The organism is Aneurinibacillus sp. Ricciae_BoGa-3 (genome assembly GCF_028421645.1).
Taxonomy (GTDB): domain Bacteria; phylum Bacillota; class Bacilli; order Aneurinibacillales; family Aneurinibacillaceae; genus Aneurinibacillus_B.
Map to the genome: position 1 here is coordinate 21,753 of NZ_CP116888.1, position 16,807 is coordinate 38,559.

26 protein-coding genes are annotated in these 16,807 nt (G+C 35.3%); 6 read left to right on the forward strand and 20 right to left on the reverse strand.

The window, feature by feature from the left end; all coding sequences use genetic code 11:
- Positions 1–28 precede the first annotated feature (28 nt).
- Entirely contained in the window at positions 29–205 is a 177-nt protein-coding gene (locus tag PP175_RS25335) for a hypothetical protein (RefSeq protein ID WP_272443888.1), read from the reverse strand.
- Entirely contained in the window at positions 205–768 is a 564-nt protein-coding gene (locus PP175_RS25340; protein ID WP_272443889.1) for a hypothetical protein, read from the reverse strand. Before PP175_RS25340 ends, PP175_RS25335 begins: the two co-directional genes overlap by 1 nt.
- A 182-nt stretch (positions 769–950) precedes the next feature.
- On the opposite strand from PP175_RS25340, the gene PP175_RS25345 reads away from it, so the two are divergent.
- A complete protein-coding gene (locus PP175_RS25345; protein ID WP_272443890.1) occupies positions 951–2,102 on the forward strand; it encodes an S-layer homology domain-containing protein in 1,152 nt (383 codons plus the stop codon).
- A gap of 187 nt (positions 2,103–2,289) precedes the next feature.
- Positions 2,290–2,688 carry a hypothetical protein gene (locus PP175_RS25350; RefSeq protein ID WP_272443891.1) on the forward strand — a complete coding sequence of 133 codons (399 nt, stop codon included), beginning with the start codon at positions 2,290–2,292 and terminating at the stop codon, positions 2,686–2,688.
- Between the two features lie 227 nt (positions 2,689–2,915).
- On the opposite strand, the gene PP175_RS25355 is transcribed toward PP175_RS25350, so the two are convergent.
- From PP175_RS25355 to PP175_RS25375, 5 genes are all read right to left on the reverse strand, one after another.
- Positions 2,916–3,239, reverse strand: a complete 324-nt coding sequence (locus PP175_RS25355; protein WP_272443892.1) for a hypothetical protein — start codon at positions 3,237–3,239, stop codon at positions 2,916–2,918.
- 19 nt (positions 3,240–3,258) lie between these two features.
- Positions 3,259–3,945: a ParB/RepB/Spo0J family partition protein gene (locus PP175_RS25360; RefSeq protein WP_272443893.1), complete on the reverse strand. Its 687-nt coding sequence runs from the start codon at positions 3,943–3,945 to the stop codon at positions 3,259–3,261.
- Positions 3,911–4,057 (reverse strand): hypothetical protein, encoded by a 147-nt coding sequence (locus tag PP175_RS25365; protein WP_272443894.1) that lies wholly within the window; start codon positions 4,055–4,057, stop codon positions 3,911–3,913. Before PP175_RS25365 ends, PP175_RS25360 begins: the two co-directional genes overlap by 35 nt.
- A 135-nt stretch (positions 4,058–4,192) precedes the next feature.
- Positions 4,193–4,594: a hypothetical protein gene (locus PP175_RS25370; RefSeq protein WP_272443895.1), complete on the reverse strand. Its 402-nt coding sequence runs from the start codon at positions 4,592–4,594 to the stop codon at positions 4,193–4,195.
- A 232-nt stretch (positions 4,595–4,826) separates the two neighbouring features.
- Entirely contained in the window at positions 4,827–5,120 is a 294-nt protein-coding gene (locus tag PP175_RS25375) for a hypothetical protein (RefSeq protein WP_272443896.1), read from the reverse strand.
- A 285-nt stretch (positions 5,121–5,405) separates the two neighbouring features.
- On the opposite strand from PP175_RS25375, the gene PP175_RS25380 reads away from it, so the two are divergent.
- A complete protein-coding gene (locus PP175_RS25380; protein WP_272443897.1) occupies positions 5,406–5,795 on the forward strand; it encodes a DUF6079 domain-containing protein in 390 nt (129 codons plus the stop codon).
- Between the two features lie 58 nt (positions 5,796–5,853).
- Here the strand turns inward: PP175_RS25380 and PP175_RS25385 are convergent, their stop codons facing one another.
- Together PP175_RS25385 and PP175_RS25390 are read right to left on the reverse strand one after the other, a co-directional pair.
- Positions 5,854–6,099 carry an RNA-dependent RNA polymerase family protein gene (locus tag PP175_RS25385; RefSeq protein WP_272443898.1) on the reverse strand — a complete coding sequence of 82 codons (246 nt, stop codon included), beginning with the start codon at positions 6,097–6,099 and terminating at the stop codon, positions 5,854–5,856.
- 436 nt (positions 6,100–6,535) lie between these two features.
- Complete coding sequence (locus tag PP175_RS25390; protein WP_272443899.1) at positions 6,536–7,132, reverse strand: hypothetical protein; 597 nt, start codon at positions 7,130–7,132, stop codon at positions 6,536–6,538.
- Positions 7,133–7,374: 242 nt separating this feature from the next.
- On the opposite strand from PP175_RS25390, the gene PP175_RS25395 reads away from it, so the two are divergent.
- On the forward strand, positions 7,375–7,560 hold the full coding sequence (locus PP175_RS25395; RefSeq protein ID WP_272443900.1) for a hypothetical protein: 186 nt from the start codon (positions 7,375–7,377) through the stop codon (positions 7,558–7,560).
- Positions 7,561–7,600: 40 nt separating this feature from the next.
- Here the strand turns inward: PP175_RS25395 and PP175_RS25400 are convergent, their stop codons facing one another.
- From PP175_RS25400 to PP175_RS25440, 9 genes are all read right to left on the reverse strand, one after another.
- Positions 7,601–8,332, reverse strand: a complete 732-nt coding sequence (locus PP175_RS25400) for a Fic family protein (RefSeq protein WP_272443901.1) — start codon at positions 8,330–8,332, stop codon at positions 7,601–7,603.
- A 390-nt stretch (positions 8,333–8,722) separates the two neighbouring features.
- Positions 8,723–8,878 carry a hypothetical protein gene (locus PP175_RS25405; protein WP_272443902.1) on the reverse strand — a complete coding sequence of 52 codons (156 nt, stop codon included), beginning with the start codon at positions 8,876–8,878 and terminating at the stop codon, positions 8,723–8,725.
- A 265-nt stretch (positions 8,879–9,143) separates the two neighbouring features.
- A complete protein-coding gene (locus PP175_RS25410; RefSeq protein WP_272443903.1) occupies positions 9,144–9,296 on the reverse strand; it encodes a hypothetical protein in 153 nt (50 codons plus the stop codon).
- Between the two features lie 36 nt (positions 9,297–9,332).
- Positions 9,333–10,079: a type II toxin-antitoxin system SpoIISA family toxin gene (locus tag PP175_RS25415; protein ID WP_272443904.1), complete on the reverse strand. Its 747-nt coding sequence runs from the start codon at positions 10,077–10,079 to the stop codon at positions 9,333–9,335.
- Between the two features lie 200 nt (positions 10,080–10,279).
- Positions 10,280–10,606 carry a hypothetical protein gene (locus tag PP175_RS25420; RefSeq protein WP_272443905.1) on the reverse strand — a complete coding sequence of 109 codons (327 nt, stop codon included), beginning with the start codon at positions 10,604–10,606 and terminating at the stop codon, positions 10,280–10,282.
- Between the two features lie 110 nt (positions 10,607–10,716).
- Complete coding sequence (locus PP175_RS25425; RefSeq protein ID WP_272443906.1) at positions 10,717–11,004, reverse strand: hypothetical protein; 288 nt, start codon at positions 11,002–11,004, stop codon at positions 10,717–10,719.
- A gap of 127 nt (positions 11,005–11,131) precedes the next feature.
- Positions 11,132–12,088, reverse strand: a complete 957-nt coding sequence (locus tag PP175_RS25430) for a tyrosine recombinase XerC (protein ID WP_272443907.1) — start codon at positions 12,086–12,088, stop codon at positions 11,132–11,134.
- A gap of 245 nt (positions 12,089–12,333) precedes the next feature.
- Positions 12,334–13,599, reverse strand: coding sequence for an RNA-guided endonuclease InsQ/TnpB family protein (locus PP175_RS25435; protein WP_272443908.1), 1,266 nt, complete (start codon positions 13,597–13,599; stop codon positions 12,334–12,336).
- Positions 13,600–14,102: 503 nt separating this feature from the next.
- Positions 14,103–14,405 (reverse strand): hypothetical protein, encoded by a 303-nt coding sequence (locus PP175_RS25440; protein WP_272443909.1) that lies wholly within the window; start codon positions 14,403–14,405, stop codon positions 14,103–14,105.
- A gap of 187 nt (positions 14,406–14,592) precedes the next feature.
- Here PP175_RS25440 and PP175_RS25445 point away from each other — a divergent pair, with 187 nt between their 5' ends.
- A complete protein-coding gene (locus PP175_RS25445) occupies positions 14,593–14,769 on the forward strand; it encodes a hypothetical protein (RefSeq protein WP_272443910.1) in 177 nt (58 codons plus the stop codon).
- Positions 14,770–14,980: 211 nt separating this feature from the next.
- Complete coding sequence (locus tag PP175_RS25450) at positions 14,981–15,289, forward strand: hypothetical protein (RefSeq protein WP_272443911.1); 309 nt, start codon at positions 14,981–14,983, stop codon at positions 15,287–15,289.
- Positions 15,290–15,343: 54 nt separating this feature from the next.
- Here the strand turns inward: PP175_RS25450 and PP175_RS25455 are convergent, their stop codons facing one another.
- Complete coding sequence (locus PP175_RS25455; RefSeq protein WP_272443912.1) at positions 15,344–15,673, reverse strand: hypothetical protein; 330 nt, start codon at positions 15,671–15,673, stop codon at positions 15,344–15,346.
- Between the two features lie 162 nt (positions 15,674–15,835).
- Complete coding sequence (locus PP175_RS25460; RefSeq protein ID WP_272443913.1) at positions 15,836–16,456, reverse strand: hypothetical protein; 621 nt, start codon at positions 16,454–16,456, stop codon at positions 15,836–15,838.
- Between the last annotated feature and the right edge of the window lie 351 nt (positions 16,457–16,807).

The window sequence follows — 16,807 nt, forward strand, 5'->3', positions numbered from 1 at the left end:
TCTTGTGTTTCTCTCACGTAACTCTTTATTATTCACTTACGACGTGACAGGCATCATTTTCGAGATAAAATTGAACATCAGAAATCGTAATCTTGTCCTTGTCCACATACAGCACGGCTTGTCCATCAGGAACCACTTTAAAACGATTTCCCGTTTGAAATAAAACCGTATCACCTATTTTTACATTCCTCTTGTTGTCCTGCATTATTTGTCCTCCTCAAAATATGCAATATAAGATACAAAATCATTATCCAGAAGCTCCAGTGACAATTCCTTCGCTCTCCAATACTCCGAGTAATTTCGTTTGTAGTATGAATTTTCTCCTTTAAAATTCGGATTTGCTACGAGTGTGTTATGAACGCAATGCCACAATCCAGCTAGGATATGCTTGTCTTGTTTGTCCAATTCTAGCGTTTTTAAGCCAGCAAACACATCTTTAATTAGAGCATCTGATAACTTGTATACCAACATGTCCCTATCAAATCTATCTTTTGGCAGAACCCTTATAAACGGTGGTTTCAAATATTTCTTCACTTCATCAATCAAGGTACTGTCATGTGGCATGCCTGTTTTCCATTGGTTCAATACTTGCATACACGCTTCCTTTAAAGGAGCTAAGTCTTCATGCTTTTCTCCTGTTAATTGGAAGTAAGTCAAAATCAATCGTTCTTGGTCTTCCAATCCCATATTTAATGTATTCTGATACATATTCATGACTTTTTTTAATGTATTAGCAATCGTTTTATCCTTTTCCATAGCGGTCTCCATGCTAAATCCTCCTCGTTAGATTAGAAGCCTCTATCCTATTTGTTGACTATAGTATATAATACTACATATTGATGACGAAAATCACGAATTATAAAATTTTTGCAACCTATCTATAATAAGTGGATTGCAAAAATAACAAGGTGTTTAAAACAAACACGTAAAAAACAGGGGGAACTTTAAAAATGTACAAAAAAGGTGTATTAGCAACGACTTTAATTGCAAGCATAATGATGGGAAGTCTTTCGGCTTGTGCTTCTGCTTCAACTGGATTTTCTGATACGCAACATCATTGGGCGAAAAACAACATCGAATGGGCTTTGCAAAATGGTATCGCTCATGGTTACAAAGATGGAACTTTTCATCCAGATGATAAAGTAACAGAAGCTGAATTTTTGACCATGCTGATTAATGCCTTTGCAAAACCAGGGGATATGCCGAACTCGGTGAATTGGTCAGATAAGTACTACGCATTTGCCAACCAAATGAATTATGTTACAAATGGCGGTAGTGATACAGCAAAAAGAAACAACCCTATCAATCGTCAAGAAGTAGCAGAACTCATTGCTGGTACGCAAGGATTGGATTATACAGGAGATAATGCGGTTATGTATCTCATGGATAAAGGGATTGCGAAAGGGAAAAATTCCAGTGATAGAAGTGTTCAAAGCTTTGACCCTACAGGTAACTTGACTCGTGCTGAAGCTGTTACGTTCATTAAGAACCTAAAGGATAAAGGCAATCGAAGTTTATCGGCACGCCCGAAAATATCTTCGAAACAATCGCAGGCTGTTACACAGTCCAACCCATCTTCAACGGTTACTCAACAACAACGTAGTGAAAATAGTGTTTCTCCTACCAATGTAGTAGATAACAGTGTGGGGTTGACGTATCCTGATGGTTGGACGGCTCCAGTATTGAAATCTTCATGGACAAATGATGAACAGAAAAATTTCCAAATTCTTTCTAATGAACTCGGATTTGAGAAAACACCTACAGGTTTGACGTATTCTATTCCTACTGGAATCCGAAATGCAATTACCATATCGGGAAGTAAAGATGGATATGAATTAAAATTACAATATTTTTTATGGCATGATGAGGCATTTGACAAAGTACATCATATGACAGGCAACTATCGAATTCCTGTTGTGTCGAAAGAATTATTTAAATTGTATTTTGGAAAAGAATATATGACCATCTGGAATTACTACAATACAGGAAAGTTTCCTAACAACGGCTCATTTACGCTAAATGGAAGGGAAGTAAAAGTGTACTGGAATAATCAAGATGGACTTACTGCATTAATCGGATATCCCAATAAACCATTGAAATAAAAAAACGCAAAAAGACTTACTCCCGATTTATTTGGGGGTGAGTCTTTTTTATTGTCTAAGTAATTGGTTGTAAATTAATAAGGTTAAAGATAATGCAAACGTCATGTTTCAAAAACCATGATAAGAAAGAGGAATTTGATAAAATATAAATAGGACGTTAGCCTATTGAATAAAGGAGATGGAAAAAATGGAACAAAGAAGATGTAACGTCTGTGGTTATACAGAAAAAAGAAAAAACGACGCCACGCTACTTCCTGTCTATTTTGGTTTTAATGTGAAACGATATGAGGATTTTTATATTAATGAAGCGGTATGTAACATATGTTTGCAAAATATTATTCAGATGTTTGATAAAAAGGAACATCAAGGATTTAAGAGTATTGACCCAGCATCAATGATGATAAAACTGCAGGAAAATAACGATGGTGACGAAGAACAACTGATTGTAGCCGTTCCAATGGCTGATATTAATTACATACAATTGTCTCTTAACAAGGAACAACGGAAATTCGTTGAATCCACCCTTGGTAACATGTCTAAAAAGGCAAATCTTTCAAACTGGACAGATTTTTATGCAACTAGCTGAGTTTTACAAACCACAACAGGCTCGTTTTTTTTATATAAAAATCACCCACCATTTTTCAATGAAGAGTGATTTAAATTCCCTTTTTCAACTTGCGTGATTTTACCCGTTTAACCGTTCAAACAAACGATTCTCTTGCTCTCTTTTAACAAATTCTAAAATAACAGGAGATTCCAAAACTTAAGGAAAGCACATACACGTAGGAAAAGTAAACAGACACTTTTAATCTTTTATTTTTTCCATACATACACATTAGCATGTGCTTTTAATGCTGGTACATATTCACGTTTTCTCTTAAATCCACGCCTTAAAAGCATGCCTTCAACAATTGGATTCACAATGTTGGGGAATCTGACGATTTGGTATTTCTTTTTGAGTTCATCAATAAATCGTCCTGTGTTACCTTTCCCTTGTTTCAATGAACCAAAAGTGATGATATAAACGCCTTTTACTCCTTCATCCACAAGATGACCTGTAATCCCTGGTGCAATCTTTGTCATACTCCCTAATGCAAAGTATGGATTGTCTACTGCAGCTGGGTTCATAAATGGCATAACGACCTTCATCCTTTCCTTATCCCCTCATAGTTCCTACATAAGCTTTAACGGTATTTATGCCTTCTAAATTGGAATAGGCATAAACCCTATGGTAGCCATCTAACAAAAAGTATTCGGCATCTTTCATTGATTCCACGATAATCGGAGGGAAAACTCCTCCATTTTTTATCCTATCGGCAAAATCAGATGCTTTTTCTACGTCATTAGGCAAATGTCTTCGGATATTTTGAATAGGTATCTCCTTCATTTCCCATTGATACACGGTTGGAAAATAAGGTGACTCTTCGGGATATTCTCTTTTCCAAATACCTATTATTTCGTTCTCAATGCTACATTTCATACTTGAGTGGAACTTTCCATCCACCGTTTTCTCCTGGTTGAAGAAATCATAATCATAGAAATAACCTTCAGAATCACCAATTACCCAATGACTGATGGTTAATTCTTTACTAACGATGGAGTTTGGTATCAATAAGTTAACGGCATGTACACAACGTTCCCGAAATAATCCTGCGAGTAAAATTCGGTCATCCTTGTCATAATACGTACGCGTAAAATAGTAGTGTTCTCCCCAATAAGGTAAAACGATGTCCACGATATTCTGTAACTCACCATAGGGTTCCGTTTTGCCAGTAAAATGGATTTGATAGCCTTGTTTCTTTAACTGTTTAGCCTGTTCGTTCGATAATGTGCATGTAGCCATTTTTTAAATCCTGTCTAACTTCTTCCCAAGAATCGCTATGCATAAGCCCCATATAGTCATCATCCGTTAAGTACTTTTCTTCCATATCGACGATTAGCAAGATGTTTTTCAACTTGTTTAACTCCTTTGTTATGTATTGTATCCAATTCCTTTTTTATCTCTTTTTTTTATTATAGAAAAGAGAATCTGTCGTCATTACTAAAGCAAAAAAGCCCCCTTTTAAGAGAGCTTTCTGGTAAAAATCTAGTCATCGGCGGATGGCTTTAAATGGGTCAATCGTGAACCTTCCAATATAGGAATCCTTTGCACAAGACTTGTTGGAAAATAAACCAAACGTTCGTTCATTCCAATTAAATTTAGAGGCAAAGCCAACAAACTCTCCATCGGTGACAATTTGACCTTCTTGTATATCGTGTTCTTTACGGTAAGCGTCTAATTGGATAGCAAAAAGAATACTATCTTGCCACCCTCTGTTGTATCCCTGATAAATTTGTCTTGCTATAAGCGTCTGAGCATCTGCTTTCTTTTTGTCTAGTTTGTCTGTGACCAACAAATAAATGATTGAAGAAACACTCATATAGTTATTTCTTAACGTTCTAGCCCACTGAATTATTGTTTCCTGTTCATCTAAAATTGTAGGTGCTTGCATCGGATACCCCTCCATTTTGCTTAAGTCTTACTGACCCTTTCTAAATCGTATGTTAAGCTGTTTTCTTTCCTTTTTCGTTTTCATATTGAAAGTCCCTCCTACTAATGCGTGAGTATTCACACCTAGTTTTATATGTTTTGTATATCATAGTGTTTTTTAGTCGATTTTATAAAATGTTAGGTGTTTAGAAAAAAAGACTCTTCCTACGAGAAGAGCCGTCATGCACAATCTATTATTGAACCAATAAAACACCCTTTTCATCCACCGAGATAAATATCGGATTTTCCAATTCCTCATTATCTGCTAATGAGGACAGTGTGTTTTGCCACCCTGTTGGAAGTTTCGGTCTTTCACTTTTATCGACAACAAATCGCTTGTCTTTTATAGGGACTATATCAACGGATTGGATATAGGCTTCATCGTATGCTTTTAGAGCTTGTTGGTACGCTTTCTTATCTGCTTTTAATTCTGAAACCTCTTTTACCGTTAAGATTTTTTCAAGAAAAAAAGATGATTCGCTCGACATGGATGTTCCCTCCCGTCATTGTTTTAAAAACAATTAAAAAAAGCAGATAACCTCCATGTTTTTCTGCTTTCGACCACTTTTATTATGTAGCAGTTACGTCCTTGTTTCCGCTTGTTGACTACATATAAAGTATAATATAGTTATCGACTATATGCAATAGTTTTTATAACTTTTTACAGGAAAAATAAAATAATATGTTTATAATCAATGAACAAATGACTATAGTATAACAAGAAGATAAATAAGGTGATTTTACTATCTCATTGATATAGGAGGAAATAGAATATGCATCCTTTTGATTGGTATCAAGAACAGGAAAAACAGAGAGAAGATTCAATGAAGGCGAATGCTATCTCTTTGATTAATAGAGATTTACAAAGAGTGCTTCACAGAGTTGAACAGCATATCAACAGAGAGGATTATGAAAAAGAAGCTCAACAAGTTAATCGACACCTCGTGCAATCAAGCATTTGGAGACTTGGTTATCGAAACAACATGGAAAATGAGAATGTGGCGTTAGAACAAGCCTTATTCATTCAACAGGTTCTATTGAAAGAGGAACTGCCCAACAAGCATGACCTTCAGCAGGAAGTGGATACGCTCATGAGGCGGTTAGGTAATGTGGATTGGGGATTATATGGACAATACAATCGACGAAAACAAATGCTGAAATAGTTCGCATTGACAAAGGAAAAAGACTCGGCTACTCAAAAAAGCGGAGTCTTTTTTAGCTTTAATTTCTGTCATCTGATAGGCGTGTAAATTTAATTTCCTCATAGCAAAACCTTTGTCCATGTTGAAAACCAAAGTATTCTTCCCAAGCATGTAAATCTTCTTCTTTATCGTATTCCGTAAAAACTTGAGAATCCATTATGTGGGATGTAAAGTCAGTCTTACGGATACTTACTTTTCCTTTGACTGAAAGAATCCAAGCGTCTTTTACGAACTGGTTCCCTTTTTGAATCACATAGCGTTTCATAATTCATCTCCCTTTTGTTCTGTTCCTTCCTTTTTATGTATTGGAATAAATTCCTTTTCTTACCCTGCTTCTATGATGGCTGTTTTCAACTTCAGTTTATTTTTTCCTTTATTCTTTTTTCTCCACATTTGCGACATATCTTAGTTGTACGTGTATGCGTGTTATTTCCACCACATATAAGTTTCTTATCTTTGTATATGTTCCATTTATGCCAGCACATAAGTAACTCCTTTTAATAAATTTCAGTTGTTTCCCCCTGAACTATTAATTACCCTTTCATTTATTTCATCCCCTTTTATTCTCTTTCTTCCTTTTTATGTATTGGAAGCAATTCCTTTTCAGGTTCCATAACAGGTTTGGAACAAACGTTATATTATATCTCCTTTTCCTATTCAATTACTGATTTTATCTAAATAAAAACCCCATTTGGGGCTAGTTATTTCGTGTATTTTTCAAGCTGTTCGTCATAAGATTGCCATAGTTTTATGCAGTTGTTGATTTTTTCTTCATCGAACTCTGATATAGGAACCACAAGTGCATATATGTTATCATACTCATTCCCACCATAAGCAAAACGAAAATCATAACCATACTCTTTTATAGAAGAAACTAGTTTTTTAAAATTTTCTTTTCCATCGGCAATTGGCTCAACAAGATAATCGTTAATTTTTTCATAATCATTTAACCAATTAGTTATACGGACATTCTTTTCTTTAGCACGATTTGACGAAAATTCGATATCATAATCTAAACCAAAAAATGATAAATCTCTTGCAATAACCGTTCCTTTTTCTTTGATAATTTCACTATAACTCATAAATCTTTCTTCCACAAAACTTCTTAATGTTGGTGGAATTAGTTTATATTCTTCTTTGTCATACTTACTATATAAAACCTCTCCATTTACAAATACATCAGGAGTTTGCCCATCAACAAATATTTGTATTCCCTTGTCCGTTTCAATCACTCGCACGGAAATTTCTTCACCATTACTTTCAGTCTTAAACTCTTTTAAAGTTTTATCTTTAGCCATTTTATCTCCTCCATTTTATGCCTCTTTAGCATAACCGATGCATTTTAAATCTAGTAATAATTATACTATTAAATAAATATATTGTAAATTATATTTTACAAATACAAAAATAATTATTAGCATCGAGAAGATTTCTTCCAACTTATAAAGCGAGTTGATTTGCATAAAGTATAGAGATACACAAAACGAAGGAATAGAATTTCTATACTTCTGAAGGTACTTACATAATAGGAGGCACAAACATGCATCAAGTTGGCGAAAAGATTGAAACCAAGTATAACACCATTGAAATTTTATATGTGACAAGTGAAAAGGACTCTACGGGCGAAATCGTCTATTTTGTTAAAAGAACAGCAAAGACCATGAACAAGGGGCGTATTTCCTTTGGGGCAGTTACAAATAAATGGTTAGCGGATAGAAATCTATAGGAGAAATAAAAAGACAAGCGGTACTCGCTTGTCTTTTGTGTTAACTACCTAGTCCGTATAAGATTCGTTGTAAACTTTCTTCCACACAGGCTGTAACCAAGCCAATAAAAGGTGTGATATCTCCTTTTTGTTTAGCCCTCTCGAATAGCACATAATAGCTTTCACCTGCTTTAATAATGGCAGGTGGATAATTAGCTTTCATCAAAATGAGATTCATAACAACTCTGGCGGTTTTCCCATTGCCAACAAAGAACGGGCTTATGGATAGCAATTTAAAGTGAAAAACCGTAGCCAATTCTACGGGATGAAGAAGCCGTTTATTTTGTTCAAACCAGACGAATAGCTCCCTTACTTCTTGTTTTATTTTTAATTGAGCGGGCGTTTCTTCACAGATGCTCTCAAGATTATAACATCGGTACGTTCCACCCTTTATTTTGTCGAGATTCTGATAAAGCAAGCTATGGACGTGTTTTAGAATGTATTCATTAAACGATTCAGTATTCGCAATCACTTTTTCTACATAATCAATCACTTCTGCGTGATTAATGGCTTCAATATGTTCTTTTATCTTTTTATCCGCAATGGTTAAGCCCTCTTCCACCACTAATTTAGTTTGAAGTAGGGATAATGTATTTCCATCTATGGCATTGGAATGATATATCCATTCGATGCGGGTAACTTCTCGCATGTTTTGTTCCAAACCTAGCGGAAAGGGGCGGTGAGCATCGACAATCTGTTTTAACTCATTGATTTTCTCAAACAAATCATTCACCCCTCTCCTTCCCCTGCTTTTGGTCTTACATTAAGTGTAGCAATTCTCTTAGTATTTTATAACCCAAATCGGAAAATCCTTCATCAGGCATTTATCCGATAATCCACCCGTTGGTTTCGAAATGAAACTCCTTGTTGCCAATGAATAGCGTTACTTCATCATTGGATAATCTTTCTTCCTACCCATTCCATCAATTTTTTATCATTCTTCCACAGCTCTCGAATCTCAAAACTCTTTTCTACATCGTTTCGTGATTACAGTTTGTAACACCTTGTTTGTTGGCTTATTAGATGATATTCATTCAATATGAACCATCACAGTTTGAATATAGAAAACGAAAAAACTCTCCTTTTGTCAGAAAGTTTTCAACTTTCAGTGAGTGTATTTAGATTAACTCATACTATCTTTAAGTTTTTGAATTTCTGCTTTAAGTTTTTTCAACAATTTCATTGATGGTCCATTCTCCCAATCGATTTTAGTCTGAGGGAAAGGTGGTTCATCAAGGACAATCTTCCGTGTTTGTTTAGGGTTTTCACTATCGCTCAACGTTACTTGCCTCCTTTTTCTCCCGATTATTATCTTGTTATTACAGTATATGGACATCCCTATCAATTTAAACCTAATAAATGAATAGATGTAATAAGATAAATCTTTCAACCTTCTGTTGCATTATATTCCAAACTACATTATGATTCTAAAACTATAGGAGAGTCGATACAAAAATGAGAAATATAGCTGGATAAATAATCGGGTTAGCCGAGAAAAAGAAAAAGCTCTGAATATAATCAGAGCTTGGTGACAAAACCATCCTTTAAAGGAGGTTCTTTAATTTATGAAATTTGTTCAATGTATTTTTTGTTGAAAAAGCCATCGGTATCTTTACTGGATTCACACTTTCTTTTAACAGTTGAACTTGTCCTTGTTTAGGTTCTCGTTCCTGAATGGGCTTGGATTGTTGTGCCATACAAAGCTCACTCCTTTCATTCTCTCTATTATTCTATCACATTTGGCAAAAACTATGAACGGTTGTTAAATTTTTGATGTTAGAAAAATCTATATCCTGTAGCAATCCTTCCTTTTGTTTAACGATAATCACAATTGGGTGGATAACTTTGCTCGGTACTAGGCATACGCTATCGCTGATTTGTGCTACAGTATCATCATCTAGATTGACAAGATGTTCTGGTTGTAAATCTACACCTATTGTTCGTGCTTCGGTAGTAATAACGGTATGATTTATATTTCTTACTACCCAAATTTCTTGGTGACATTTATCGGTGTATTCCATTAAAAACAATTTTAAACTATCCATATATTCTTGAACAGTATGCCACTCAAGCGATTTCAATGCCGTCTTATCAATTCTTCCGATTAGGTCGCCATAGACTTTTGATTTTTCTCTGATGGCGATAATATGTTCTTCGAATTGATTTCCTACTTGGGTAACTTCGTCAGGGTTAAACTCGGCTCCCCATATTTTTTTGATTTTGGGTCGGGTAAAGATAACCAAGTCAATATAGATGAAAACAGAGATAACAATAATAAAATCTTTCCATTTGGAGTAATCAATCGTATTTTGATAGACATAACCACCTATCGTAATAATGGATAGTAGATACCATACCCCTCTAAAATGATAAACTTGTTTGTTGAACCAATCTTTCCAGATAAGGGAAAGTACATAAGCTAAAATGCTAATCCCCACGACTCCAATTATGAACCACCTTAATAATTCGGCATGTGACAAGTCAACCTCTCTCCTTTCACTTCTGACTTTTTAAATTGTGAATTTCACTCCTTTTTTTGTATTTGCTATATTGTAAGCAGTGTAATGGAAAAAATTATGTAAGAAACCTCTATTATTATCGCTTATCTCTCTCTATCTTTTATCCAAATAGATAAAAAAGCAGGGTGGAACCTAGCCACCTGCTGTTTTTACTTATTCTGTTATGATATTCGATTTGTTTGTTTAAGTTTCTCTTGAATTAACAAAAGCCACTTTAATTCAGCAATTGTATCATTGTTTCTATCGATAGAACTTCTGGCTTCCCTTACTAATTCTTCATATTTTATTACGGTATTCTCCATTTCTTCTAACTTAGTTACATCCTCTTTAATAAGATTTTGACAGGATATAATCTGTTCTTCTGACCATTCTTCCACATCAGGTATTTCTACAATTTCGGTATCTTCTAGATGATGGTTGTCACCATGTTTTTTAACTTGTTCTTCTGTATAGATACCAGCTTTTTCTTCTATCCCTGGTGCAGCCATTGAAATTTTCACCCAACCACACATCTTGTCTGTCTGGATTCGTTGCTTCGTGGTTTGTCCAAATCATACTTTTTATCCAATATAATTTGCTCATATTGCAACTCCTTTTTCTAACAGCTATACACCTCAAATGATGAAAACTCTTCTCGTTTTTCAGCAAGAGCATTATCATATTCAGATGCATCTTCAAAATCTAAGAACAGAGCATCCTGTTTCTCTAAATCCTGTTCATTCATATTCTGAACGGCTCCATGAATAATAATCTCTTCATCAGTCAAAACCAGAATCCCTAACTTTTGTTCGGTTTGAGCAGAATCACCCTCCTCTATAAAGTTTTTGTTAAACTCTGTTTGACGTTGAGAAGGAATGTGTTGCTTCTGGTTCGTAATTTCTGACATAAATAATCGCTCCTCCACTAAAGTTATTGTTGAAATGCAATACCTTGTCTATGCTTTTATTCTTTCATTATAGATTGAATAGGGATAATTCATGCTACAAAACCGTTTAATTCTAGTATACGCTCTATTATGATGGTTGATTTAACGGATGGCTTGCAACAAGTGTTCGAAGCTCATTGGAGTCCACATGCGTATAGATTTGCGTCGTGGATATGCTTTCATGTCCTAAAATGTATTGCAGACCCCTTATGTCAGGATTTTGCTTATAAATGAGCGTAGCGGCAGTGTGTCTCAACTTATGGGGTGTTAATTTGTTTTTATTTAGATGTGATTCCTCATTGATTTTCTTAACCAGGCGTTGAACGGTTCGCTTATTTAAACGTGTTCCTTTTTGCGAAAGGAATAAGGCATCTTGGTCTTTGATGTTATGAACCAAACCTCGTTCCTCCTTAATATAGTTATGTAGAACCGATAGACAGATGTCATTAAGATAAATGGTTCTCTCTTTGTTGCCTTTGCCGATGACCGATAATTTATCTCCCTGGATAGAGGAAAGATTGATGCTACATAGTTCAGATACTCGAAGCCCACAGTTGAGTAAAAACATCATCATGCAATAATTACGATGGTAGTGGTGATTCTTCTCAATGCCCGATAAAAATTGATGGGTTTCTTTCAGTGTTAAATAAATGGGATTTCTAGACCCAATTTTTGGCGTTTCGAGTTCGTCTGCAGGGTTATATTCCAAAAGACGTTTCTTTTTTGTTAAATAGGTAAATAATGATTTAATAGAAGCGACTTTCCTTGCTCTTGCGAAAGCACTATTGTTTCTTGCCACCTCACAGTATTCAAGAAACGCATACAAATCTTCCAGAGTGATTTCTTTAATAAATGTGATATCCACGTTTTTTATGGAAATTGGTTGGGTAGAAGATGTTTCCCCTCCATCTCTTACCCCTTTTAAAAATCGCATCAGCAAGGACAGGTCGTATTCATACTCCTGTCGAGTACGCTTGGATTTTCCTTTAATTGTTGTCATGTAGATAAGAAAATCGTTTAAAAGTTTCGGTGTTTCTACTTCCATTATTTTCACCACCCATCTACAAGGTTACCGCTTAATGGTAGCAATGTATAGGTGATTTTGTGTTAGAAAGATAAATTCAAAGTGAAACGCATTTGAACCCTCCCGCCACTTAGCAAGCTTGAAGTGGGGGATTCTTTTTTGTCACGAAGTTTGCTATTATTTTTAACCACTGTAGAGTGGAAGCCTTATTCGTTTGAGTGTGTCCAAGTCACTCCTATACATTACTTTTCTGTTTTGCTTTACTTTTAGGCAATAAGGATGCGTTTGGGCTGTACTGTTTTTCGGTCAACTACGATGTTCTTTATTTTTGCTTTCCGCATAATATTAAAAGCTCCGTTTACGTCAGCATTCACCAAGAACCCATCGTTACATTGATACAAGCCACGCTGAATGCGATTTCCAATAAAGGTGTAGTGAGTTTTATCAAAAGGTTTGTATACAGGAATACTATCATGGTCAAAGAAGCTTGCCTTTGATGTATAGCTTTCTTCCTGCTCGATATAGTGAATATTATGTTGTTTGCAGAGCCACTCCAACTTGGTACGAATATCTCCTAACGGAATCTGAGCAAAGTTTTGGTTATTTGTTTTTCCTAAGTGACTGTTCTTTTGCCACGTAGGATTGTACCCTATAATGACTTGACCGATTCCATGTTCCAAGCAATAGTTAAGAATGGTACGACTGGTTTTATTGATATAATCCCGTACTTGATGGTTTCGTTTGTTCCATAAGCGTTGTTGAGCCTTGGTTGTTCCTTTAATGCCTTGTTTATCTTTGATGGCTTGTAAACGAGCATTTTCTTTGTTCGCCCATTGATTATAGGATTTGAGACGTTTGCCATCAATAATATAACTATCTCCTTGATTCGTGACACATGTAGCCAGGTTATCTACACCTAAATCAATGGCAAGTACACGGTTTGATTGATTCTCATTTTGAATGACATCTACTTCGTAGACATATTGCACTTCAAAATACCTTGCATTGGATTTAGGAAGAATTCGAACCTCTTTGATACGTTTTTCTTTTAGATTAGAGGGTAAATCAAACACCACTTTTCCGTATTGCTTACGAAAAGCGGGTGACATCGGAACTTGGAAGTTGTCGTTTTTGGTGTTGAATTCACTAAAGATGAGCGTAAAATACCCATCCTTGGGAAGATAGTTTGGAAGTTTAATATCTTTGAATTGATATTCTCCCTTTTTTGCTTTTTCTATTAATGCAAAAAAGGATGCAAAGTTACGGTCTACCACTTTTAAGATTTGTTGAGCCGAATTACTATTCAGGAATTGGTAGTTTTCGTTATCTTTACACAAATGATAATTGCTTTCATAGGAAAGGTATTTTTTCTCGGCAAAGTAATACTGCCGAACCTGATACAAAGCGACATTGTACATGTTCTTAGACAAACGACATAGTTCTCGTAACGATAGGTACTCCGTTTTAGATAAGTGTTTTAGTTGTTGACGTTGGACACCGAATAAGACATTTTTTATTTTTGCTTTTGGCATGATTTCACCTCCTTTTCCTTTATTATAGTATGCAAATAAAGGAAATAAAATAAAAAGCGATTCACCACCGACTTACGCAAAATGTTGAAGTCTGAGTCCTCTCGCCATTTTTGATAGAAAAAGGTGACTAGGGCAAGTCACCTTTTGTTCTAGTAAATAAGATTTACTTTATTCTTCTTCATCATCTTCTTCGTAAACATTTTCTAATATAAATATCGAGAACCTCTTTCATTAAATAATCTCGTATCTCAAAAGAGTTTTTCATTCCTTTGATTTTCCCCCACACTTCATTCGTTGGGATGTATCTAAATTTTAATTCCCATCCTTCAAAATTCCAATGCAAAAATGAATCGCTTAGATTGGATTTCGTCCAAATAATATCGGCTATACGGATTAGTGTGTTGAAATAGGAGAGGAAGACCCCCCATAAATTAGCCTAAGAATGTTGAAGTCATTTTTGGGTTATACGATTTTGTGTTGGGAATAATTCTCTTAATCCCCAGTTAAATATGAATCCGATTATGTTTTTCCATCATATCTTTTGGATATTTTTCTTTTAATACTGCACTTATATCCTCCATAGTTGATTGAATATATAAGAAAGCCGCATCTAATATTGCCTTTCTCTCCCTTACTTCTTTTTTGGATAAACCAGACCATTCAGGGTCAGCATCCGTATGAAGCATGTCATAAAGACCTTGCGGGTACTCAACAAGGAAATTTAGCCAGCTATTGAAATCTCTTATTTGAGCTTCTTCAACATCTTTCTCGTCAAGTTTTGAAACCATCTCTTGAAAGTTATTCATTTTCCATCCACTCCTATTTTGATAATAATGGATTTTATTATTTGCTTATTCCACTACATTACACCAGTTCAAATGATTAATATCAACATGATAATCCGATTTTAAAACTTTTTATTAAGGGGATTGATATTTATGATTTCAACACGATGTTCCGAATAGCCTTAAAAACATTAGGACAGGTGAATGGTTGAAAAAAGAAGAGGATGGAAAACTCGAATTTACTGATAACGAGGACGAAAGACTCATTTTTTATAACCAAACCGATGCTGAAAACACATTGGAATATCTCTATCAATGTTTTTCAGATGCCTATGTTCTTCTTACTAAAGAGGAGGAGACTACCTTACAAAATCAACATTCTTAATAGAAGAATCATTATCTATAGGATACGGGAAAGAACAGAAAGAAAGGGAGTAATATAAATGGCTAAAAGGTTATCAGATAATTTCCAAGTTGGTTTGTCCCAGAGGTTTATCGAAGAAACCTTATGGGATGAAAATATTAGGCTTTTCGGAATATGTAGTGGAAAATAAATTTCAGTAGACACATTCTGTTCATTAAAAAGGAGTGAGGAAATGATTGAAAAACTAAAGAACGGAAACACGTTAATTACATTAGGGGAAGGTACTGTTTTCACTGGAAATGTTAGTGCTGATGAATCTGAAAAACCTTTTGGTATTTACTTCTCAGATAAAGAGAGTAAGTCAGAAAACGCAGTAATAATAGCACTTCCGAGCAACAAGGCAATAGCATCTTACATCATGACACTTGTTCGATTTTTAGATGCTTATGTTGATGAAAACACAGACCAAATCATGCTAAAAGCTCTTGAGGGATTAAAAGGAAATTTAGAACCAATGTTGCCTACAAAGAAAGCTGATTAACACACAGTACGACTATATATAGTGACATAACAAAACGAAACGGTATTCCACCATTTAATCCGAATACCCGTTTTTAATAGAGGCTTGGTACTCTTCTTCCTTGTCTTCTACGTCCTGTTCGTCCTGTTTATCTCTTACGATACTACTTACATCACCAGAGACATTGATTAAAACCGTATATTCGTCTTGATTCCCAACCACTGAATAATTGACATTCATGAGTAAAGAACTACCGACTAACGCTTCAGAAACCAAATCAAGGAACCCCTCAAAATCCCTTTCGATAATCTCACTTAACGCAACAGCAACAACGCCTTCAATGTAGTTATCAACGGCTTGTTCCTGTATCTCTTGAATCGTTAGCGGCTTACTTAAAACCTTCATATTATCACTCTTTTCCTTGTAATTTGTTTGATTTCAAACACCTTATTTTTAATGATGCTGTATTTTATACAAGGGGATAGGACAATATTCGTTTGGAAAAGAGCGCAAAATTAACATAAAAAAAGCCTTCGCTTTGTTTGCGAGGCTTTGTGTATCGTGTCCTTATGATTGATAATTAAACTTCCGTTTCATCCGTACCTTTTCTTTATGTGCCTGTCTGTATTCTCTCTTATGGTTTAGTTTGTAATTGGGATGTAGAGATTGCGCTTTTAGAAGTTGTTGGTACAATCCTTGCACTTGCTCTGCTACATAGTTGATATCTTTGTAGTTCTCCTTTTTGTTAATGGATTGAAAAGAATTCTCTCCAAGGAGTTCTTTAAACATTCCATTCATCTCTTCCATTAATTCACTTGCTTCTTTCGGCAATTCAGCTAAATGCTTCTGCATCAAAGGCATGAAGTCCCAAGCATGTGCGGTATCAAAACCAAAATACCAGAATCCTTTCTTAAAGCCACTACCAACAGCCTTTGACGCAAAGGTAATCCCTCCGTGCGCCTCTAATGCCTGTATGCTTTTATGGTGCATGCCCCGTCCGAAATATGGATGGATTCTCTTTATTCCGACATACCCGTTTAAATTCCCAAAGTCAGGATGCCTCCAAATAACCAGATGATACTTATTGTAAAGCATATCCATGAATTCTGGTTCGGTTTCCCACTTTGCTAAAAATGTTCGGTTAATGTATCTATTATCATCAAACTGATTTAATCGATTTTCAGGCACACGAAGCCATCCTTCCATTTTGCTTTTACCAAGCTATTTTATTTTACTCTTCAATTCTTCCCAACAATCCTCACCAACAATCCTCACAAAAGTTAAGCCAAACCGTACCCGTTCTTTTCTCAACGGATATCGAATATACTTTCCCTTTTTCTTTCAAAACATCCACATCTTTCCGTACCGTCCTAACTCCTGAATATGTATCCAGCCAATCTTTTTTATAAGTCCCTCCTCATGGAATCCTTTTACTATCAAGTATCCGTTTTATCTCTATGGGTAGTATAAAGGGTTAAACAATTAAAAGAAAGGAGCCATTATTTAATGAGTTCCCTTTAACCACCTTAATTATTGCAC